At 69.1% G+C, this 20,423-nt stretch carries 23 protein-coding genes; 17 read left to right on the top strand and 6 right to left on the bottom strand.

What is annotated here, in order from left to right; translation table 11 throughout:
* Position 1 precedes the first annotated feature (1 nt).
* From ASF08_RS07370 to ASF08_RS07345, 6 genes are all read left to right on the top strand, one after another.
* Complete coding sequence (locus ASF08_RS07370; RefSeq protein WP_056143236.1) at positions 2-676, top strand: lysozyme; 675 nt, start codon at positions 2-4, stop codon at positions 674-676.
* Positions 677-724: 48 nt separating this feature from the next.
* The gene (locus tag ASF08_RS07365; RefSeq protein WP_056143234.1) at positions 725-1,249 is read left to right on the top strand and encodes a hypothetical protein; all 525 of its coding nucleotides are present in this window, start codon (positions 725-727) and stop codon (positions 1,247-1,249) included.
* A 205-nt stretch (positions 1,250-1,454) separates the two neighbouring features.
* Positions 1,455-1,805 (top strand): hypothetical protein, encoded by a 351-nt coding sequence (locus tag ASF08_RS07360; RefSeq protein WP_018045771.1) that lies wholly within the window; start codon positions 1,455-1,457, stop codon positions 1,803-1,805.
* Positions 1,806-1,836: 31 nt separating this feature from the next.
* Positions 1,837-2,022: a hypothetical protein gene (locus ASF08_RS07355; RefSeq protein ID WP_056143231.1), complete on the top strand. Its 186-nt coding sequence runs from the start codon at positions 1,837-1,839 to the stop codon at positions 2,020-2,022.
* A gap of 143 nt (positions 2,023-2,165) precedes the next feature.
* Positions 2,166-2,540, top strand: a complete 375-nt coding sequence (locus ASF08_RS07350; protein WP_056143228.1) for a PepSY domain-containing protein — start codon at positions 2,166-2,168, stop codon at positions 2,538-2,540.
* A 68-nt stretch (positions 2,541-2,608) separates the two neighbouring features.
* Positions 2,609-3,286 (top strand): response regulator transcription factor, encoded by a 678-nt coding sequence (locus tag ASF08_RS07345; protein ID WP_056143225.1) that lies wholly within the window; start codon positions 2,609-2,611, stop codon positions 3,284-3,286.
* 12 nt (positions 3,287-3,298) lie between these two features.
* Here ASF08_RS07345 and ASF08_RS07340 read toward each other — a convergent pair whose 3' ends face one another.
* On the bottom strand, positions 3,299-3,703 hold the full coding sequence (locus ASF08_RS07340; RefSeq protein ID WP_056143222.1) for a type II toxin-antitoxin system VapC family toxin: 405 nt from the start codon (positions 3,701-3,703) through the stop codon (positions 3,299-3,301).
* Positions 3,703-3,942 carry a type II toxin-antitoxin system VapB family antitoxin gene (locus tag ASF08_RS07335; RefSeq protein WP_056143219.1) on the bottom strand — a complete coding sequence of 80 codons (240 nt, stop codon included), beginning with the start codon at positions 3,940-3,942 and terminating at the stop codon, positions 3,703-3,705. The genes ASF08_RS07340 and ASF08_RS07335 overlap by 1 nt, the downstream gene beginning before the upstream one ends.
* Positions 3,943-4,074: 132 nt before the next feature.
* On the opposite strand from ASF08_RS07335, the gene ASF08_RS07330 reads away from it, so the two are divergent.
* The 10 genes from ASF08_RS07330 to ASF08_RS07285 all read left to right on the top strand — a co-directional run bounded on the left by ASF08_RS07330 (position 4,075) and on the right by ASF08_RS07285 (position 15,550).
* Positions 4,075-5,490 (top strand): sensor histidine kinase, encoded by a 1,416-nt coding sequence (locus tag ASF08_RS07330; protein ID WP_018045777.1) that lies wholly within the window; start codon positions 4,075-4,077, stop codon positions 5,488-5,490.
* Between the two features lie 164 nt (positions 5,491-5,654).
* Positions 5,655-7,166, top strand: coding sequence for a c-type cytochrome biogenesis protein CcmI (ccmI, locus tag ASF08_RS07325; RefSeq protein ID WP_056143216.1), 1,512 nt, complete (start codon positions 5,655-5,657; stop codon positions 7,164-7,166).
* A 191-nt stretch (positions 7,167-7,357) separates the two neighbouring features.
* Positions 7,358-7,879 (top strand): cytochrome c maturation protein CcmE, encoded by a 522-nt coding sequence (gene ccmE, locus ASF08_RS07320; protein ID WP_018045779.1) that lies wholly within the window; start codon positions 7,358-7,360, stop codon positions 7,877-7,879.
* 31 nt (positions 7,880-7,910) lie between these two features.
* Positions 7,911-9,920, top strand: a complete 2,010-nt coding sequence (locus tag ASF08_RS07315; RefSeq protein ID WP_056143213.1) for a heme lyase CcmF/NrfE family subunit — start codon at positions 7,911-7,913, stop codon at positions 9,918-9,920.
* Positions 9,917-10,384, top strand: a complete 468-nt coding sequence (locus ASF08_RS07310) for a cytochrome c-type biogenesis protein (protein WP_056143209.1) — start codon at positions 9,917-9,919, stop codon at positions 10,382-10,384. The genes ASF08_RS07315 and ASF08_RS07310 overlap by 4 nt, the downstream gene beginning before the upstream one ends.
* A gap of 305 nt (positions 10,385-10,689) precedes the next feature.
* Positions 10,690-11,049 (top strand): hypothetical protein, encoded by a 360-nt coding sequence (locus tag ASF08_RS07305; protein ID WP_056143206.1) that lies wholly within the window; start codon positions 10,690-10,692, stop codon positions 11,047-11,049.
* 173 nt (positions 11,050-11,222) lie between these two features.
* Complete coding sequence (locus tag ASF08_RS07300; protein ID WP_056143203.1) at positions 11,223-12,902, top strand: methyl-accepting chemotaxis protein; 1,680 nt, start codon at positions 11,223-11,225, stop codon at positions 12,900-12,902.
* Between the two features lie 115 nt (positions 12,903-13,017).
* Complete coding sequence (locus ASF08_RS07295; protein ID WP_056143201.1) at positions 13,018-13,707, top strand: DUF1007 family protein; 690 nt, start codon at positions 13,018-13,020, stop codon at positions 13,705-13,707.
* The gene (locus ASF08_RS07290; RefSeq protein ID WP_056143198.1) at positions 13,698-14,714 is read left to right on the top strand and encodes a nickel/cobalt transporter; all 1,017 of its coding nucleotides are present in this window, start codon (positions 13,698-13,700) and stop codon (positions 14,712-14,714) included. Before ASF08_RS07295 ends, ASF08_RS07290 begins: the two co-directional genes overlap by 10 nt.
* 98 nt (positions 14,715-14,812) lie before the next feature.
* Positions 14,813-15,550 carry a hypothetical protein gene (locus ASF08_RS07285; protein ID WP_056143197.1) on the top strand — a complete coding sequence of 246 codons (738 nt, stop codon included), beginning with the start codon at positions 14,813-14,815 and terminating at the stop codon, positions 15,548-15,550.
* A 1-nt stretch (position 15,551) separates the two neighbouring features.
* Here ASF08_RS07285 and ASF08_RS07280 read toward each other — a convergent pair whose 3' ends face one another.
* Complete coding sequence (locus ASF08_RS07280) at positions 15,552-16,136, bottom strand: histidine phosphatase family protein (RefSeq protein ID WP_056143194.1); 585 nt, start codon at positions 16,134-16,136, stop codon at positions 15,552-15,554.
* Between the two features lie 171 nt (positions 16,137-16,307).
* Here ASF08_RS07280 and ASF08_RS07275 point away from each other — a divergent pair, with 171 nt between their 5' ends.
* Positions 16,308-17,333, top strand: coding sequence for a tyrosine recombinase XerC (locus tag ASF08_RS07275; RefSeq protein ID WP_056143187.1), 1,026 nt, complete (start codon positions 16,308-16,310; stop codon positions 17,331-17,333).
* Here the strand turns inward: ASF08_RS07275 and ASF08_RS07270 are convergent.
* From ASF08_RS07270 to ASF08_RS07260, 3 genes are all read right to left on the bottom strand, one after another.
* Positions 17,287-18,009 carry a glutathione S-transferase gene (locus tag ASF08_RS07270; RefSeq protein ID WP_056143184.1) on the bottom strand — a complete coding sequence of 241 codons (723 nt, stop codon included), beginning with the start codon at positions 18,007-18,009 and terminating at the stop codon, positions 17,287-17,289. The genes ASF08_RS07275 and ASF08_RS07270 overlap by 47 nt on opposite strands.
* A gap of 194 nt (positions 18,010-18,203) precedes the next feature.
* Entirely contained in the window at positions 18,204-19,607 is a 1,404-nt protein-coding gene (gene lpdA, locus ASF08_RS07265; protein WP_056143181.1) for a dihydrolipoyl dehydrogenase, read from the bottom strand.
* Complete coding sequence (locus tag ASF08_RS07260; protein WP_056143178.1) at positions 19,604-20,404, bottom strand: DUF4241 domain-containing protein; 801 nt, start codon at positions 20,402-20,404, stop codon at positions 19,604-19,606. The genes lpdA and ASF08_RS07260 overlap by 4 nt, the downstream gene beginning before the upstream one ends.
* Positions 20,405-20,423 lie beyond the last annotated feature (19 nt).

Here is a 20,423-nt window from a genome sequence, read left to right as displayed (position 1 = left end):
CATGGATCTCAGCGCCATCGGCCATGCCGTGCTCGTTGCCCGCGAGGGACGGCGCCTCGAGGCTTACCGCGATTCCGTCAGCATCTGGACCATCGGCATCGGCCATACCAGCGCGGCGGGGCCACCCGTGGTGACACCGGGCCTGCGCCTGACGGCGGCGGAATGCGACGCGCTCTTCGCCCGCGATGTCGGCCGCTTCGTGCGCACCGTCGCGACGGTGGTGCCAAACGATCTGCCCGACCATGCCTTCGATGCCTTGGTCTCCCTCTGCTTCAACATCGGCGAAGGCGCGTTCCGCCGCTCGACCGTCGTGCGGCGCCTGAATGCCGGTGACCGGGCGGGCGCCGCCGAGGCGATCCTGATGTGGAACCGGCCCGCCTCGCTGATCCCGCGCCGGCGGGCCGAGTACGACCAGTTCCGCACGCCCTACGCGACGGCCCTGCCGCGCGCCCGCTCCACCGATCCCACGGCGATCCCGCGCCCCGCCGGCCCGGTGATGGAGCGACCGGAGGAGCGGCCGGGGATCGTTCCGAACCCGGCCATCGGTTCCGAGCGCCGCCCCCTCCCCCGCACGCCCTCGGTGCGGGCCGCGCCGCCCCAGCGGAGCACCGCGCCCGTGAGTGCCTGGGCGCGCCTCAAGACCTCGCTCCGGGCGCTGTTCGGCGCACGCGCCTGAGCCCGGAGCACCCGGTTCTCCCTCCCCTGCCGCATCCCGGAGATCGCCATGAGACCCTCGCCCCTCGTCCTTGCCGGCCTTGCCGCCCTCCTCTCCTCCTGCGCCGCCTCGCCCTGCATGGCGTCGCCCACGGATGCCACCGTCCTCCTGCCCTGGGGCGACGGCGCGATCGCGCTGGCCCACCTGATCACCGCCTTCCTGGTGCCGCTCGCGATCACCGCGGCGACCGCCGCAGTGGCGCGGATCGCCGGCCCGTTGCAGGTCCTGATCACGACCTCCCTCGTGGAGCGCCTCGTGCGCAACGTCGGCGATTACGCGATCAATGCCGTGGCCGGCGCGGTGCGCGGGCGGACCTTGTCGGTGCCGGTGGGCTCGGCGGTTATCGCGCAGGCGGTCCAGCGGGCGCTCGACCAGGCGCCGGCCTGGCTGGTGACGGCGGCGGGCGGGGCGGAGGGCCTCGCCGAAAAGGTCTTCCGCAGCCTGCCCCTCGACGAGGAGGCCACCACCGGCAACACCCTGCCCCCCGCCCTCGACACCCTGCGAGCGGGCCGGGACCGGGCATCGCCGACCTGAGCCGCGTTCCGCGGGCAGCGCTGCCCTACCCTCCTCCCCCTTGTGGGGAGGAGTTGGAGGTGGGGGTGGTTGAGCGACCCTCCGCTTGCGGAGGCTGGCGGAGCCACCCCCACTCCTGACCTCTCCCCACAAGGGGGAGAGGGACGCGGATCGCCTGAAAGAGCAGATGGGTGAATCCAGCCGGGGCAGCGGAAGGGAGGTTCCCATGGACAGGATCGCGCTCGAAGCCGCCCGCCTGTTGTTCTCGGAGGAGGGCGCGGGCTGGATCGTCGCCGCCCTTCTCGGCTTCGCCTGCCTGCACCTCTACCGGGAAGTGGGCCGCTCCCAGGAGGCCCGCATCGGCGATACCGGCGCCACCGCGACGGCTTTGGAACGGGCCTCCCAGGCGAATTCCGCCGTGGCTTTGGCCATCGAGAGCCGGACGCGGGTGCTCGAAGACCTGTCCCGTCTCGCGAGCGAGATCTCGCGCGGCGTCGACCGCAGCGACGAGCGGGCGCGGGAGAAGTTCGACGAGATCCTGCGCCGCCTGTCGGACACCCGCCACGAGGGGCGATGACGCCCCGTGCCCATACGACGGAGAACACCCGATGACCCGCCTCTTCCCGCCTTCCTCGCGGCTGCGCGCCGCCTCCTTCCGCCTCCGGGCCGCCGAGACCCGTTTCGAGCGCTCGATGACCGACCTGTGCCGGGCGGCCCTCGACCATATCGACCGCCAGCACCTCCTCGGCCTCGCCCTGCAGCGCCTCGTCGCCCAGCGCGCCGGCCCCTCGTGACGCCGCCGTCCGGGAACCGGAGGGCCCGCCATCGGCTTGCCCGCTCACCGCCTGTCGCGCCACGATCCGATCGTTCGGACACGGGGCGCGACGGACCCCGCATTCAGGGCGCATTCAGTGCCCGAAGACCATTGACTCAATCCATGCGTATCCTCCTCGCCCTGCTGTTTATCGGCCTGACCGTCGCGGCTTTCGCGACGGGGCCGATTCGCACGCTGGCGGAGGAGACGATGGCGCCCGGAACGGCCGAGGTCTCGGCGCCCATGCAAGCGGTCCCGCCGAGCGAGAGCTGTCTCAGCCCGGCAGATCTGCGCGAGGCGGTGGCGGACAAGCGGGTGATCGAGCCGGTGGCCGCGATCCGCGCCGCCCGGACGGTGATCTCCCGGGCCGAGATCCAGCGCGCCCGGCTCTGCCGGCACGGGGAGGGCCTCGCCTATCTCCTGACGGCCTTGCGCCGGGACGGACAGTTCGTCCACGTGTTGGTGGATGCCACCACCGGGCGGGTTATCGGCAAATAAAGGCGGGGGCGCCTATCGTTCTCCGCGACGGGGGCCTCAGCGCCGCCTCATCTTGGGAGTGAATCGCAGTGCGTCTGCTCGTCGTCGAGGATGACCGGGACATCAACCGGCAAGTGGTCAGCGCGCTCGAGGAGGCCGGCTACGTCGCCGACAAGGCCTTCGACGGCGAAGAGGGTGCCTATCTCGGCGAGAGCGAACCCTACGACGCGATCATCCTCGACATGGGCCTGCCGAAGGCGGACGGCGTCACCGTGCTGCAGAAATGGCGCCGCGCCGGCATCAAGACGCCGGTCATCATCCTCACCGCCCGCGATCGCTGGTCGGACAAGGTCGACGGGTTCGATGCCGGGGCCGACGATTACGTGACCAAGCCCTTCCACATGGAAGAGCTGATGGCCCGCGTGCGCGCGCTCCTGCGCCGCGCCACCGGCCACGCCACGAGCCAGATCTCCTGCGGGCCCGTCGTGCTCGATACCCGCTCGGGCCGCGTCTATGTGGACGGCAACCCGATCAAGCTCACGAGCCACGAATACCGCCTGCTCGCTTATCTGATGCACCACACCGGCCGCGTGGTCTCCCGCGCCGAGTTGACCGAGCATCTCTACGACCAGGATTTCGACAGGGATTCCAACACGATCGAAGTCTTCGTCGGCCGCCTGCGCAAGAAGCTCGCGGTGGACCTGATCCAGACCGTGCGCGGTCTGGGCTACCTCGTCGACCCGAACCAGCCCGCGCCGCGGGTGTAGCTTCGATGGGGTTCAGGCTGGAGCCTGCGCGATATCGGTGTGGATGAAATCCTGGCCCTTGAAGAGGAGCGGGACGCCTTTGTTCTTAGCCGCCGCATAGGCGAAGCAATCGCCCATATTGAGCTGTGCGGGGTGCCCTCTGCCCTTTCCGTATGTCTCGAACGCGTCGAGAGCGGTGGACGCATCGAGAGGCGTCACTGCAACGACGCGGATCGGGACAGCGGCAAGGAACATCTCGACATCGATTCGGGCTTCCCCAATACCGCCCTGCTTGGTCCGTGCGATGGCAAGAACGGATTCGTAGACCGCGATGGGCGACGTGATCAGCGTCGTCGCGCCTTCTAGACGAGCAGCGAGGTCCGACGCATCGGATTCTCCCGTCAGGATGGCGACCAGTGCCGACGCGTCGATGAACATCAAGCGTCGCCGCTCATCTCGTCATAGAAGGCCTTGTCCGCCTTGAGGCCGGTATCCGGCCGGGATGCGACGCGCTCCCGGATCGGACGAATACGCTCCCACAAGGACAGCTTCTCGTCCTCGCGCTTGAGCTCGTTGCCCACACCGAGCTTGATGGCGTCCGTCAGCGAAATGTGCTTGCGCTCGGCAAGAGCACGCACAAGACGATCCGCTTCCTCGTCGCGAATATGAAGAGCCATGGTCCGTTCCTCTTCCAAGAGATGTGTACATAATATGGACGGGCCGTCTACACCATCTCTGTGCCTCGCAAGACGCACCTTTCCGGCACCTGTCGTGTACCAGGGCATAGCCCCCACGACAGCCGCGCCCAGATGATCGCCTTTCCCTCCTGGCTGCCGTTCCGGCGGCGCTCCATCGCCGTGCGCCTGGCAGGCTCGGCCCTGATCGCGAGTTCGGCGATCCTGCTGATCGCGGCCTGGATCCTCACCACGCTCTACCGCGAGAACACCGAGCGCTCCTTCGACAGCCGGCTCCTCGTCTACGCCAACAACCTCGCCACCGATCTCGTCTCGCCCAACGATCCCGAGAGCCGCTCCTTCAACCTGAGCGACCCGCGCTTCGACCTGCCCCTCTCGGGCTGGTACTGGCAGGTGGGGCGGCCGGATGCGCGCCCGCGCGACCTGCGCACCTCGCGTTCCCTCGTCGGCGTGCCCCTGAAGCCGGCCGGCACCCCGGACAACAATGCCGGCATCGGCCAGATCCGCCAGGGCTACGGCAAGGCCCAGGACGACCGGCCCCTGCGCATCATCGAGCGCGACGTCGATCTCGGCGAGGAGGGGCGCTACACCGTGCGCGTCGCCGGCCCCGCCGACGAGATCGAGAACGATGTCGGCCGCTTCCGTTTCTCGCTGATGGTGACGTTCGGTTTGCTCGGCCTGTTCCTGGCGCTCACGACCCTGCTGCAGATCCGCTTCGGCCTGGCCCCCCTGGCGAAGCTCCGCACGGCTCTGGGCGCGATCCGCCGGGGCGAGGCCGACCGGATCGACGGCGAGTATCCGCGCGACATCGCCCCCCTCGCCGGGGAGGTGAACCTCCTGATTGAGACCAACCGCGAGATCCTGGAGCGGGCGCGCACGCAGGTGGGCAACCTCGCCCATGCCCTGAAGACGCCGCTGTCGATCATCGTCAACGAGGTCGGCGCCAGCGACGCGTCGGACGACCTCGCCGCGAAGATCCGCGAGCAGGCGGCGGTGATGCGCGACCAAGTGAACTACCACCTCGACCGGGCGCGGGCGGCGGCTTTGGCCGGCACCCTCGGCACCTCCACCGAGGTGGAGCCGGCGCTCGCGGGCCTCGTGCGCACCTTCGGCAAGATCTACCGCGACAAGGACATCGCCTACGAGGTCCACGTGCCGCCGGGCCTGCGCTTTCGCGGCGAGCGCCAGGATTTCGAGGAGATGATCGGCAACCTCGTCGACAACGCCTCGAAATGGGCGCGCAGCCGCGTCTCGATCCGGGCGGAGACGGTGAGCGAGCACCATTATCCCCACCTTCTCGTCTCCATCGAGGATGACGGGCCGGGCCTGCAGCCGGAAGACCGCGCGGCGGTACTCGGCCGCGGCCGGCGGCTCGACGAGACCAAGCCAGGCTCAGGGCTCGGCCTTTCCATCGTCGCCGATCTGGCGGCGCTCTATCGCGGGCGCTTCCGCCTGGAGGAGGCGACGCTCGGCGGTGTGCGGGCCGTGATCGAGGTGCCCGGAGACGCGCCGAATGCCAGCGCGGGATGAGCGTCGGGCTATGCGAAACGCCCCGAATGGTGTTTCAGGCGGGGATGCCGCCGAGGCCGGCCCGTCCGAAACGGCACAGGTTCGCGTGACACCGTGTCGCCGGACCGGTCCCTGCGCTCGGACCCGTCCGGCGCTTACATGGTATGGCATGAGTTCGGAGTGAGATGACGGCGATCTGGTTCATACTGGCGGTGATGACGGGGGGCACCGTGCTGGCCCTGCTCTGGCCGATGTCGCTGTGGTCCAAGACACGGCGGGCGGACGCCGCTTCCCCGCCACCGGCCGGAGCGCTCGTCACCGAGACCGGCTTCTACGAGGATCAGCTCCGCGAAATCGAGCGCGACCTGACGCGGGGGCTGATCGCCCCCGGTGAGGCCGAGGCCGCCCGCACCGAGGCGGGCCGCCGTCTTCTGCGTGCGAGCCGCGAAAACCCCGAAGCCGTCTCCGACGGGATCGCCGAGCCGGCCCTGCGCCAGCGTCGGGCGGCCTCGGCCTTCGCGCTTTCGACGATCCCCCTCGTGGCGCTCATCGCCTACGGGCTCTACGGCTCGCCGCACATGCCGTCCCAGACGGCCTCCGACCGGCAGGCGGTGCAGTCGGGCGGACAGGACATGCTCAAGGCCATCGGACAGATCGAGGCACGGCTCGCCAGCGATCCGAGCGACGGCCGCGGCTGGTCGGTGCTCGCTCCGGTCTATGTCCGGCTCGGGCGCTTCGACGATGCGGCCCATGCCTACGAGGCCGCGACCCGCGTGCTCGGCGAGTCGCCGCAGCGCCTCTCCGACTGGGGCGAGGCCCTGGTCGCCGGCGCCAACGGGACCGTGACGCCCCGGGCGAAGGAGATCTTCGAGCGCGCGGCGAGCCTCGATGCCGGCGCCGCCAAGCCGCGCTTCTACCTCGCGCGCGCCGCCGAGCTCGAAGGCGACATCCCCGGCGCGGTCCGGCGGCTGACCGCCTTGATGGAGAATGCTCCGGCCGATGCGCCCTGGCTGCCGCTCGTGCGCGAGACCCTGACCCGCCTGCAAGGCGAGGCGCCGGCCACGGCCGCCAAGCCCGGCCCATCGGCCCAGGCTCCCGATTCCAGTGCTGCGGCGGATCTGCAGGCGATGCCCGCCGCCAATCGCGACGCGGCGATCCGGGGCATGGTCGACGGGCTCGACCGGCGCCTGACGGAAAAGGGAGGCACCGCCGACGAGTGGGTCCGCCTCGTCCGGTCCTACGGCGTGCTGGGAGATCGCGAAAAGATGAAGGCGGCCCTCGACCGGGCGCGGAACGCGGTCGGCAGCGAGGATGGAGCCGGAGCCAAGCTCGATGAGCTCGCCCGCGAGTTCGGCCTCGCCTCGGCGCCCGTACCGCCGGTAACTGCTGCCGATGCGGCCGAACGCGCTGGGACGGACGCCGCCGTGGCTGCCGTGAAGGCGATGCCGGCGCCCGAACGGGACGCGGCCATCCGCGGCATGGTCGCCGGCCTCGACCGGCGCCTCGCCTCCAAGGGCGGCACGGTGGATGATTGGCTGCGTCTCGTGCGTTCGTACAGCGTATTGGGCGAGCGCCAGCAGGCGAGCCATGCCCTCGACCGCGGCCGCATGGCCCTCAGCCCGGATGCCCGCGCCATGGAGAAGCTCGACATCCTGGCCCAGGAGCTCGGCCTGCGCGGCGGCAACGACAAGCCGTGATGCGGGCCGCGCCGCAGGACGCCCCCTGACAATCCGCCCCGGCCACGGCCCTTGACCCGGAGTGCCATGGGGCCGAAACCCAAGATACGCCAGTACCTAAAAGACGCCAGACGACAGGACAGCCGGATCCACCTTTCCGGGCCTCCTCAGCGCCCATCATGAGGCGCCGGAACAGAAACGGGACGAAACTCGTGACTCGCAAGAGCCGCCGCCTGATCCTGATCGCCGCCTGCGGTGCCGTGCTCGCCCTGGCCCTCGGCCTGATCCTGTCCGCCATGAGCGGGTCGATCGTGTTCTTCCGGTCGCCCACCGAGGTGACCGCGCAGGGCGTGGCGCCGGGCACCCGCTTCCGCCTCGGCGGGCTGGTGAAGGAAGGCTCGCTCCAGCGCGGCCCGGACCAGAACATCGATTTCGCCGTGACCGACACCAACGCGACGGTCCAGGTCCAGTATCGCGGCCTGCTGCCGGACCTGTTCCGCGAAGGCCAGGGCATCGTCGCCGAAGGGCGGCTCGAGCCGGGCGGCATCTTCCGCGCCGACACGGTGCTGGCCAAGCACGACGAATCCTACATGCCCCGCGAGGTCGCCGATGCGCTCAAGGCGCAGGGACGGTGGCAGGAGGGCGGCTCCAAGGGAGCCTCCGCCGGGAAAGCCGCCGAGGGCGTGAAGACCGCCGACGGCGAGCCGACGCTCGGACGACGCAGCGAACGATGACCGGTATGACCCTGAGGAAGGACAATCCGACGTGCTGATCGAAGTCGGACATTTCGCGCTGGCATTGGCGCTGGCGCTTTCCCTGGTCCAGGCGGTGATGCCGGTCTGGGCCGCCCGCTCTGGGGATGCGGCCCTGCGCGCCGTGGCCACTCCGGCGGCGCTCGGCACCTTCGCCTGCATCCTGTTCTCGTTCGGGGCGCTCACCTACGCCCATGCCACCTCGGACTTCTCGGTCCAGAACGTGATCGAGAACTCGCACACGGCCAAGCCCTTCCTCTACAAGCTCTCGGGCGTGTGGGGGAACCATGAGGGCTCGATGCTGCTATGGGTCCTCATCCTGGCCCTGTTCGGCGCCCTGGTCGCCGTGTCCCGGAACTCGGTTCCGCCGGTGCTCCGGGCCAACACCCTGGCGGTCCAGGGCCTCATCACCTTCGTCTTCGTGCTGTTCATCATCACGACCTCGAACCCGTTCATGCGGGTGAGCCCGGCGCCGGTCGAGGGCAACGACCTCAATCCGCTGCTGCAGGATTTCGGCCTCGCGATCCATCCGCCCCTCCTCTATGTCGGCTATGTCGGCTTCTCGATCACCTTCGCCTTCGCCATCGCGGCGCTGATCGACGGTCGCATCGACGCGGTCTGGGCGCGCGCCGTGCGCCCCTGGACGCTGATCGCCTGGAGCTTCCTGACCCTGGGCATCGCGATGGGATCGTACTGGGCCTATTACGAGCTCGGCTGGGGCGGCTGGTGGTTCTGGGATCCGGTGGAGAACGCCTCGCTGATGCCCTGGCTCGCAGGCACGGCGCTGCTTCATTCCACCGTGGTCATGGAGAAGCGCGACGCGCTCAAGGTCTGGACGGTGCTGCTCGCCATCCTCACTTTCTCGCTGTCGCTGCTGGGCACCTTCATCGTCCGCTCGGGCGTGCTCACCTCGGTGCATTCCTTCGCCACCGACCCGACGCGCGGCGTCTTCATCCTCGCCATCCTGATCCTGTTCATCGGCGGCTCGCTCAGCCTCTTCGCCTGGCGCGCGCCGATGCTGCGGCAGGGCGGCCTGTTCGCGCCGATCTCGCGCGAGGGCGCCCTGGTGATGAACAACCTGTTCCTCGCCGCCGCCTGCGCCACGGTCTTCGTCGGCACGCTCTACCCGCTGCTCCTCGAATCCCTGACTTCCGAGAAGATCTCGGTGGGGCCGCCCTTCTTCAACTACACCTTCATCCCCCTGGCGATCCCGCTCCTCCTCATCGTTCCCTTCGGCCAGACCCTGGCCTGGAAGCGCGGCGACGTGCACGCGGCCTCGCAGCGCCTGTTCGCCGCCATGGGTGTCGCCCTCGCGGTGGGCCTCGCCGTGCTGGCCTGGACCTGGGGCGGCCCGATGATGGCGCCCATCGGCATCGGGCTCGGCGCCTATCTCGTCGTCGGCTCGGCCATGGAGATCGTGTCGCGGGCCCGTGGCTACGGCAACAGCCGGGCACGGACGGTGAGCGGCGTCATGCGACGGGCGCTGGGCCTGCCCCGCTCGGCCTGGGGCACGGCGCTCGCTCATGCGGGCGTCGGAATCGTAGTTCTCGGTATCGCCGCGCAAGGTTGGGCCACGGAAGCCCTGAGCACGGTGAAGCCGGGCGAGTCCCTCGCCTCCGGCCCTTACGTGGCGACCCTCGACCGGGTCGGCCCGCGCACGGGCGAGAATTACGAGGAGACGACGGCCTTCCTGACCATGCGCAACACGGCCGGTGACTTCATCGGCACCGTGGAGACGGGCAAGCGGTTCTATCCGAGCCGCAAGATGAACGTGACGGAATCCGGCCTGCTCACCGTCGGCGTCAGCCAGGTCTATGCCAGCCTCGGCGAGATGGTCCCCGGCGGGGCCATCGGCCTGCGGCTCTACTACAAGCCCCTGGTGCTGTTGATCTGGCTCGGTTCCGTCGTCATGGCGCTGGGCGGGGCGGTGTCCCTCACCGACCGTAGGATGCGGGTGGGCGCGCCCGCACGGGCGAAGGAAAAGGCCAAGACCATGCCCGGCACCATGGCCCCCGCCGAATGAGCGCGGCCCGTCTTCCCCGCCTGCTCGTCGCGCTGGCGCTTCTCGCCGGCTCGACGGGCACCACCCTGGCCGTCCAGCCGGACGAGGTCCTGCCGGACGCCAAGCTCGAAGCGCGGGCGCGCGTGATCTCCTCCGGCCTGCGCTGCCTCGTTTGCCAGAACCAGTCCATCGACGATTCCGATGCGCCCCTGGCGCGCGACCTCCGGCTCATTGTGCGGGAGCGCCTGAAGGCGGGGGACGACGACCGGCAGGTGCAGGATTATGTGGTCGGCCGCTACGGGGAATACGTCCTGCTGCGGCCGGTCCTCGCCCTGCACACGCTGCTGCTCTGGCTGACGCCCCTCATGGCCCTCGGCCTTGGTGTCTTTGGGCTCTGGCGTCTGTCGCGCCGGCGCGCGGATCACGAGACCAAGCTGAGCCCGGCGGAAGAAGCCGAGATCGCCGCGCTGACCCGGCGCGACTGACGGAACGCTCGCGCTGCATCGCAGCATGTTATCTTCCTAAGCCAATCCCGCATCGAACCGCCTTTCGGTCGAACGTCCATTTCCGGTCCTGGGAGCGGCAGTTTCTATCTGTCATGCTGTCGAGCTATGTATTATTGACATGTATCAAGATATTTTTTGACGAGTCATGCAATCCAAGCATTGACGCATTGCAACATTCTCCTCTTCGCAGCGCAGCATAGAATCCGCATATGTCGGTCTCCCGGTGCAACCGGCTCTCCGAACGGGCACTCCCGGCGGACAGTAACCGCACAGGTTCCCTCATCATGCGCATCTCGTCCAAAACCCTCCTCGCCGTAGCGCTCACCCTCGCCTCCGCCACGGCCTCCCCGGCGACCGAGCTTTCGCCGGCAAGCGCACAGAGCGTCGACCTCGGTGCCTATCGGGGCTCAGCCTATTACACGGTGGAGAAGGGCCGCTACCGCGTCGTCGCCACCCTGGCCAGCGTCAATTCCGGCAACTACCAGCCGCAGGTGATCCGGCTCGTGACCACCCTCAACCCCGAGCAGACCGTGCATCTCTCGGTGCCCGGAACCCTCGGTTCCGACGGACGCGAGACCACCATCGCCTTCTCGCGCAGCGGCGACCGGGTCGACGTCGCCTCCGCCGATTCCACGGCCTACTGAGCTACGCTTTTCAGCGACTCCTCGCCAGGCACCGACACCGGAGGCCGCCTCGAAACGGGCGGCCTCAAGCGTTTTTATGAGGTATTACAGCTCGTTAGCCGCCTCGATTTAAACTCCCGGCAAGGTTCGGGACGTCATCAGCTTCGGAAAGCCCTCGATGACGGAACGAGTCCATGCGCCTCTCCCTCGGCAACAAACTCGCGGCCGTGATGGGCGTTCTGGCGCTCGGTGCCTGCGCCCTGTCCCTTTTCAACGATCGGATGGTCCTGCATCAGCAGGCGCGGACGGCCGAGATGGATTCGGTATGGGAACGCACCCTGTCGGCCCAGGGCCTCGCCCTCGCGATCGAACGCACCGTGGTCGCGGCAACGACGGTCTACACGGCGGACGACACCGAGGACGCCAAGGGGAAGTTCGGCGCCCTGAAGACCGCCCTCACCGAGGTCGGTCAGCAGAAGGACGCGTTTCTGGGCCGGATCACCGGGCATGTCTCCGAAACGGAACGCCTCAAGCTCGATCTGATGCTGAAGGAGTTCCTGGCCTATCAGACCGATACGGCGGAGCTCGGCCTCACCATCTCCCCAAAGGCGGCGCTGATCCAGGGCACCGACGAGGCCACGGTGGCGAGCCGCGCCAGAATGGTGTCCGCGATCACGCGGATCGGCAAGGACACCCTGGTGCGTCTCGCCGACGAACGCTCGGACGCCGCGGCGGAGATCGAGCAGACCCGTAGCATAAGCCTCGTGGCCTCCGGGGCGGTGATCCTCTTCACCTTCGGTTTCGCTCACTGGCTCGTCCTCAAGGAGATCCGCCAACCGCTGGCCCGCCTCGGATCGGCGATCGATGCCCTTGCCGCCATGGATCTCACCCGGGCCATCCCGTTGCTGGAACGACGCGACGAGATCGGAATCATGGCCCGCTCCATTGCGGTGCTGCGGACCGTCATCGTCGACAAGGTCGAAGGCGATGCGCGCGCGCTCGCCCATTCCGCTCTGGAGGCCGAGCGGGCCGCGCGCCTGGAGGCAGCCGCCCAGGCCTTCGAGCAGGAGGCTCAGAGGGTGGCGCAGGATCTGTCGAGCGCCGCCACTGCCATGGCGGGCGCGGCGGAGGCGGTGTCGGACGCCGTGCGGCTCACGCGGGATCAGGCCACCATCGTTTCGGAAGGTGCGGCCGGCGCGGGACAACAGGTGCGCAGGGCTGCGGCCGCCAGCGCGGATGTCGCGGGAGGTAGCGAGGCCATCGACCGGCAGTCGCGCATCCGCGATGGCTTGGGCGAACTGGCGCACCGCGAGGTCACAGCCACGCGCCGCGCCGCCGCGTTGCTCACCGAGGCGGGGCGCGAGATCGGCACCGTGGTCGAGACCATCGCCACCGTCGCCGCGCAGACGAATCTCCTGGCCCTCAATGCCACGATCGAGGCGGCGCGCGCGGGCGAAGCCGGACGCGGCTTCGCGGTGGTCGCCGGCGAGGTGAAGGCGCTCGCCGCCCAGACGGCGGGCGCCACCGAGGCGATCAAGGGACAGATCGAAGCCATGCGGGGCGCCGCGCAGGACACCCTCCGGGCGGTGGAGGCCATCGGCGGAACGATGGATCAGATGGCGGGCGCGGATGCGGCCGTGGCCCTCGCTCTCGAGGCCCAGCGGATCGCGGGCGCACGCGTCGCAGACAGCGTCGCCGATGCCGAGGCCAGCGCCGACGCCGTGTCCGGCGGCATCGCCACGGTCGAGGAAGCCGCCGCGTCCAGCGCGCAGGCCGCCGAATCGGTGAGGAGTGTCGCCGGCCGCGTGGCGGCGGCGAGCCTCGCCCTCGACGAGAGCATTGCGGGGTTTCTCGCCAGCGTCCGGGCCGCTTGACGGAAGCTCGCGCCTCGCTTTCGCCCCAGTGAAATCGGAGGAGATCGTCAAGGCCGCCGGTCGCTGACGCACCGCGCATTGAGATTTTGTTTACCTTGACTCGCGAGCGTCCAGCATGGCTTCGCCGATCGCTCCCCAATCCGCCCGCTGCTTCGGCGCCTCCTCTCTGGCGGCGCTTGTCCTCAGCCTCGGCCTTACCGCTCCGGCATCGGCTCATCCGCATGTCTGGGTCACGTCGAAGGCGGAGATCAATTACGGCGAGGGCGGCAAGGTGACGGGCATCCGTCACGCCTGGACCTTCGATGCCAGCTACTCGGCCTCGGCGATCCAGGGCCTCGACGCTAACGGGGATGGCACGGTCTCCCCCGACGAACTCGCGGGTCTCGCCACCGACAACACCGCCAATCTCGCGGAATTCGCCTACTTCACCAAGCTCAAGGTCGGCGGCAAGGAGCAGACCTTCGGCGACCCGGTGGAGCCGCGCATGAGAATGGACGGCGACAAGCTGACCCTCAGCTTTCTCCTCCCGCTGAAATCGCCGGTGGCGCAGGGGCGCGGGGTCGCTGCCTTGGAAGTCTTCGACCCGACCTATTTCGTCGCGTTCAGCCTCTCGGAGGATGCCGACACCGCCCGCCTCGTCGGGGCTCCCTCCGGCTGCGCCGCCACGATGACCCGCCCCAAGAAGGAGGCGCCGAAGACCGCCGATGCCAAGCCGGGCATGTCGGAGGCCTTCTTCGAAGCCCTCACCAACGCCTCCAGCTACGGCGTCCAGTTCGCCAACCGGATCATCGTCGCATGTCCGTAGGCACCGCCATCACAGAGCCGGCGACGTCCCGCAGCAGGCTCCCCCTACAGTTCGCCCTGGCCATCGCGGCCATCGCCCTCGTCGCCCTTGCCCTCACGGCGCTGTCGTGGCTCCTCGGCTCCAGCGTAGCTCCGCCGCCGCCCCGCTCCCCATTCGGGGTCGGATTTCGCGAGGCCGCGCCCTCAGCCACCGGGATCGGCGGCGGGCTGCTCGCCATGCAATCGAGCTTCTCACGCAGCCTGCAGGCCACCGTCGCCGCGATCAAGCAGGGCGGAAGCTGGGGGCCGATGGTCCTCATCGGCTTCAGCTACGGCGTGTTCCACGCCGCCGGGCCGGGCCATGGCAAGGCGGTGATCGCCGGTTACATCGTGGCCGGAGAACGGGCGCTGGCGCGCGGCTTCTCGCTCAGCGCCGCCGCGGCCTTGCTGCAGGCCCTCGTCGCCATCGCCATCGTCGCCATCGGCAATCTCCTGCTCAACGCCACCGCCGCCGGGATGACGCGGGCCGGCACGGTGATCGAGACGGTGAGCTTCGCCCTCGTCGCCTTCCTCGGCCTCACGGTGACGTGGCGGAAGGCCGGACGACTGGCGGGACTCGTCCACGGTGGTAACGCTGCCGCCTGCGCGCCCGGCTGCGGCCATGTCCACCTCACCGACGCCAGCGCCATCGGCCGCCTCGATTCCTGGCGCGAGAGGGCGGGCGTGGTGATCGCAGCGGGATCGCGCCCCTGCGCCGGCGCGATCCTCATCCTCGTCTTTTCCGCATCGCAGGGCATCCTGGCGGCGGGCATCGCGGCGACTTTCGCCATGGCTCTGGGCACGGCCCTGACCACCGGGTTGCTGGCGAGCCTGGCGGTCTTCGCCAAGGCCCTGGCCCTGCGTCTCGCGGGCGGGCGCGGCGCGTCCGGCGCCGTTGCGGTGGGCGGGCTCGAACTCCTGGCCGGGGCCTTCGTCCTCGTGCTGGGCATCGCCATGCTGGCGGGGCTCGCCGTGGGCGTGGGCGACTGAGATTTTCCTCGTCACGGCACGCAATCCCGTGGCAGGTTCCGGGTACCCCGCCGGTTCGCGCTGGGGTTTTCCCGTGAAACCAGAGGGAGCCGGCACGCATGGCAACGGGTTTCGAGCACATCCTCCATTGGCGTCTGCTGCCCGGCTCGCACCCTTTCCCCGGTCCCGATGGCGGCACCTGCATCAACGAGGCGGCAATCGTCGCCGCAGGCTTGCCCTACCGGACGATCCGTTCCTCGTCGGATTGCCCGCCGTGCTTCTCGGCACCGCTCGCCGCCTACGCCCTCGGCCTCAACGATGCGATGCCGGACGACCAGCGCCCCCGATTGATGGCCTTCGTCCTGCGCCTGTCCGGCTCCGCCGATACCCCGGAGGTGGAGGAGCGGCGCGTTCGCTTTCTCGCCCTCGAGAGCATCCGCCGCATCCTGCCTCCCCTCCTCGACCGCGCGGGTTTCGCGGATCTCGCCGCCCGTTGCGACGAAGCGCGAGATCTCGATGCCGGTGTCTCGGCAGCCCATGACGCCGCGTGGCGCGGAGGTGCGATCGCGCAGGCCGCCTCGCGGCAGAGGGATTGGAGACGGGGCGCCCTCGCCTCTTCCGTCGCTCGCAGCGCGGCGGCCGCGGTGAAATCGGCCAACGATGCCCGTTGCGCCGCCGAGGTCGCGGAAGGTGCAGCACCCTTCGCCGAGGGCATCTGGGACAGCGCCGCAACCATCCTCCACGAGGCCCTCGCCATCGGGCGACGGGCGCCCGACATCGATCTCGTTCAGGCGCGGGAGCGGCTGGATGCGGCGCGGGCGGGCGCGGCGCGAACGCCTGCCGTCTCCGGCAGATGAGTTAGCCCGCCACCGGCCCAGATGCGAGGTCGAGCTCGGTGGTCTGGCAGTTGTCGAGCCAGATGCCGGTGAGGTGGAAGAAGAACGTGCCATGGCCGACGACGGCGATGGTACGCTCGCGCCGCTCGGTCAGCCAGTCGCGGAACGTCGCCACGCGACGATCGAACAGGTGGCGCGGCTCAACATGCACGCCCTCCGCGATCGGCTCACCCTCGGCATGCCACCAGATCTCCGGCAGGTGATCGATATCGAGATGCGGGAATTCCGCCTTCAGCACGGAGGCGGCGCGCCCCACGTCGCAGCTGCTCTCCTGGCATTCGCGATGGAGCACTTCCACCAGGATCTCGGGCTTGGCCGGATGATCGCCGAAGATGCCGGCGGTGGTCTGGATGGCGCGGGTGAGCGGAGACGTCACCACCAGATCGAATGGGATGTCCCGCAGCCTCTCCCGGGCCGCCGCGACCTGAGTGAGGCCTCGGTCCGTCAGCCGGGCGTCGATATGGCCGGGATCGCGTCCGGTGAGGCGATGGGCTGCGTTGAAGGTGGATTCGCCGTGGCGGATGCAGACGATGCGTGTCTCGGACATGCGGGCTCGGATCGGGAGGAACGACAGGGGTCGGATGCGTTGGACAAGCGCCTAGCCTGCATGCCGTTCCGCGAAAAGGCCGGCCATCGCCGTAACGGACTCGCTCCGTCGGCAACGCTCCGTCAACCTCGGTGGCGTTGAGTGGGCTTTTCGCCCCCGGATCACCGCGCGATGCTCCATGTCCCTCCCCCGTTTCCGGAAGCCTGCGCCGTCGCTTTCCCCGGCGACGATGCGGTCCGGTCCGTCGCCATGGCGTGGCAGGACTCTCTACTGCGCGAGCGCCGGATGGCCGCGAACACGGTGGAGGCTTATGCCCGCGACCTGAGGCAGTTCCTCTGCCATCTGCAGAGCCGCACCGGTACCGTGCGCATCGCCGGGCTCGTCGCCCTCAAGCCGCGCGACATCCGTGGGTTCATGGCCGCGCGCAGAGCGGAGGGCGTGAGCGGTCGATCGCTGATGCGGGCACTCGCGGGCCTGCGCTCCTTCGCGCGCCATCTCGAACGGGACGGCCACGGCAGCGTGTCCGCCCTCGGCGCGATCCGCTCGCCCAAGGTCGAGCGACGCCTGCCGCGCCCGATTCCCATCGCCGCCGCCCGCGCCTTGACCGATATCGACATCCGCGCGGGGGAGACGCGCGAGCCCTGGGTTCTGGCAAGGGACGCAGCCGTCCTTGCCCTGCTTTACGGGTCCGGCTTGCGCATTTCCGAAGCCCTCGGGCTCACCCGCCGCGATGCCCCCGTACCGGGAGTGGAGTCGGTGACGGTGATGGGCAAGGGCGGCAAGGAGCGGATGGTGCCGATCCTCCCCGTGGTGGCCGAGGCGGTGGCGGCCTATCTCGCCGCCTGCCCCCATGCCCTCGATCCGGAAGGGCCTCTCTTCGTGGGCGTGAAAGGCGGCAGGCTCTCCCCACGGATCATCCAATATGCGGTGGCCTCCCTGCGCGGCGCCCTCGGCCTGCCGGACAGCGCCACCCCCCATGCCTTGCGGCACTCCTTCGCCACCCACCTCCTGGCCCGGCAGGGAGAATTGCGCGCGATCCAGGAACTGCTCGGCCACGCCTCGCTCTCGACGACGCAGCTCTACACCAAGGTCGACGCCGCACGCCTGATGGATGCGTTCGATCAGGCCCATCCCCGTGCGGGTGCGCGCGCTACGGATCGAGTTCTGGATAGTGCCGGAAGATCCCCTGCTGGTTGAAGGGAATGCGGCGCGGGCTCGCCAGATAGGCCGCGATCCTCGGCCGTTGCCGGACGGCGTCGTGCAAGGCGGCGACGTGGCGGCTCTTGGTGAGGGTCCGTTCCGTCGCGCGTGGGAAGGCGTAGAGCAACCCGTCCACGAGTTGGAACAGGGACAGGTCGACGTAAGTCGTGGCCCCTCCGACGAGATGGAGGCCGTCGTTACGGCCGAGCACATGGTCGAACCAGGCGAGATACTCCGGAATCCGGTTCGCCTGGAAATCCTTCGCCCGCCGAAGCGCTTCGGGCTGCTGGTCCTCGTAGGTGAGGCTCACCGCGATGGGATGGTGGGTGTCGTGAGCTTCCGCCACCACATCGGCAACGGTCAGCTGGATCTGGTGGGTCCAGAGGCGGTCGGCTTCGCTGGCGGGTGCGAGACCGATCCGGGGACCGAGATAGAGCAGGATCGCCGCGGTCTGGCCGATGACGACGTCGCCATCCCGGAGGAAGGGCGGCGCGTAGGCGGGCCGGGCGATCGACGGATCTTCCAGCAAGTCCGCCATGGCGCCGAGGCCCTGTCCGTCCTCCTCCCGCCCCCGGGCGACATCGACATACTCCGCCCCGGCTTCCTCCAGGGCGAGACGGACGAACTCGCCGCGGCCCTGGATCGTCGGCCAATAATAGAGTTCGTAGGGCATCCGGCTCGCTCAGGTTTCAAACCGCTGAGTACGACATGCATCCCGCCAGCCACCTCATCCTGAGGTGCAGGAGCGAAGCGGAGGCCTCGAAGGAGGGCTCCGCTTCGCGCAGCGATCCCTGGAGGTCTCCTTCGAGGCGGCTGTCGCCGCACCTCAGGATGAAGGGAGCGGGGTGGGGAGAGTGGCCCTGCTTCTCAGATGTGGATCGCCCGCTTGCCGACGGCGAGGGCGGCTTCCTTGACTGCCTCGGTCAGCGTCGGGTGGGCATGGCAGGTCCGGGCCACGTCCTCGGCACTGGCACCGAACTCCATGGCGACGGCCAGTTCCGCGATGAGGTTGCCCGCATCCGCGCCGACGATATGGACGCCGAGCACCCGGTCAGTCTTGGCATCGGCCAGGATCTTCACGAACCCGTCCGTGGTGTGGTTCACCTTGGCGCGGCCGTTCGCGGTGAAGGGGAACTTGCCCGCATTGTAGGCAATGCCGTCCTTCTTCAGTTCCTCCTCGGTCTTCCCCACTGAGGCGACCTCCGGATAGGTGTAGACCACGTTCGGGATCACCCCGTAATTCACATGGCCCGATTGCCCGGCGAGGAGTTCCGCCACGGCGACACCCTCGTCCTCGGCCTTGTGAGCGAGCATCGGCCCCGCGATCACGTCGCCGATGGCGTAGATGCCGGTGACGTTGGTGGCGTAGTGGCTGTCGGTCTGGATGCGGCCCTTGTTGTCGAGCTGCACGCCCACCGTTTCGAGACCCAGCTTCTCGGTGTAGGGCACGCGGCCGATGGCCACGAGCACCACGTCGGCTTCGAGCTTCTCGGCATCGCCGCCGGCGGCCGGCTCAATCGACACGGTGGCGGCGCCGTCCTTCACCTCGACGCCGGTGACCTTCGAGGACAGCTTGAAGACGATGCCCTGCTTGCCGAGGATGCGCTGGAACTGCTTGCCGACCTCGCCGTCCATGCCCGGCAGGATGCGGTCGAGATATTCCACCACGGTCACTTCGGAGCCAAGACGGCGCCAGACAGAGCCGAGTTCGAGGCCGATCACGCCGGCGCCGATGATGAGGAGCTTCTTCGGCACGGCCTGAAGTTCGAGGGCGCCGGTGGAGGAGACGACGATCGTCTCGTCGATGGTCACGCCGGGCAGCTTCGTCACGTCGGAGCCCGTGGCGATGACGATGTTCTTCGTCTCCAGCATCTGGTTGCCGCCATCCTCGGACAACACCTCGACGCGGCCGGCACCGGCGACCCGGCCGAGGCCGTGATAGGCGTCGATCCCGTTCTTCTTCAGCAGGAACTCGACGCCCTTGGTGTTGCCGTCGACGCCGTCCTGCTTGAACGACATCATCTTCTTGAGGTCGAGCTCGGGTGCGCTGACGATCACGCCCATATCGCCGAAATGCTTCGAGGCCTCCTCGAACGCCTCGGAGGCGTGGAGCAGGGCCTTCGACGGGATGCAGCCGACATTGAGGCAGGTGCCGCCATGGGTGGCCCGTTTCTCCACCACGGCGGTCTTGAGACCGAGCTGGGCGGCGCGAATGGCGCAGACATAGCCGCCGGGGCCGGTGCCGATGACGACGAGATCGTAGGTGCTCATGGGCGGTCGGTTCCTGATGCGGTGCTCTCCGGCGAACCGGAAAGCGAAGGTTGTACGGACGGAGCCCCGTTGCCGTCCTCGATGACGGACAGGTCGGTGACGAGGAGGACCGGCCGGTCCTCCTCGTCGAGGCCCCAATAGGAGGCGTAGACGCCGTCGCCCCAGCCGCTCTGGAACACGGCGAGCGTCGCCGGGTCGTCGGCCAGCGGCTTGAGCATCACCTCGGTGCCGCCAGCAGCTTCGAGGGGCGCGTGAATGATGTCGTCATAAGAGGACCCATAGCCGGGCCGCTTCTGTTCCCGGGCGTCGCGGCGCAGGAAAGCGCTCCGCGCCGCAACGTCCATCAGAGCGCCGAGCCCGGCATCGACAGGAAAGCCGTACACCTCGTCGTCCTTCAACGTCCGGGCATCCTGCCCGGGAAGCAGGGCCATCTGCCAGTGAGACGGCGTGCCTCGTGCGAAGCGGATTTCGGCGAGGGCAACCCGGTCCTGCGCCTTGTAGATCGTGATCGGGTAGCGCCCCGGCGGCACGCGGCGGGCGAAGGCGGGCCGTTCCGGCTGTACGGCCGGATCGGTGGCGACGATGGCGCCGGTCGGAAAGTCCGCCTCGCCGAGCGGCAATCGGGTGATGGCGCGCTCGGCCAGCATGGTGTCGGAGAGCGCCGTGACCGCGAGGTTCGGGCCGGCCGGTATGTCGACGGGGTAAATCGGCAGCTCCCTCGTCCGGCCCCACCATACCGCTGCCAGCGCCGCCAACCCCAACGCGGGGATGGCGGTGAGCACGAGGCGCCGATTCATCGCGTCTGCGCCGGAAGCC

Source organism: Methylobacterium sp. Leaf85 (assembly GCF_001422125.1).
Classification (GTDB): Bacteria; Pseudomonadota; Alphaproteobacteria; order Rhizobiales; family Beijerinckiaceae; genus Methylobacterium; species Methylobacterium bullatum.
The sequence above is the reverse complement of the archived record's forward strand: the minus strand, read 5'-3'. Positions and strand labels throughout refer to the sequence as shown.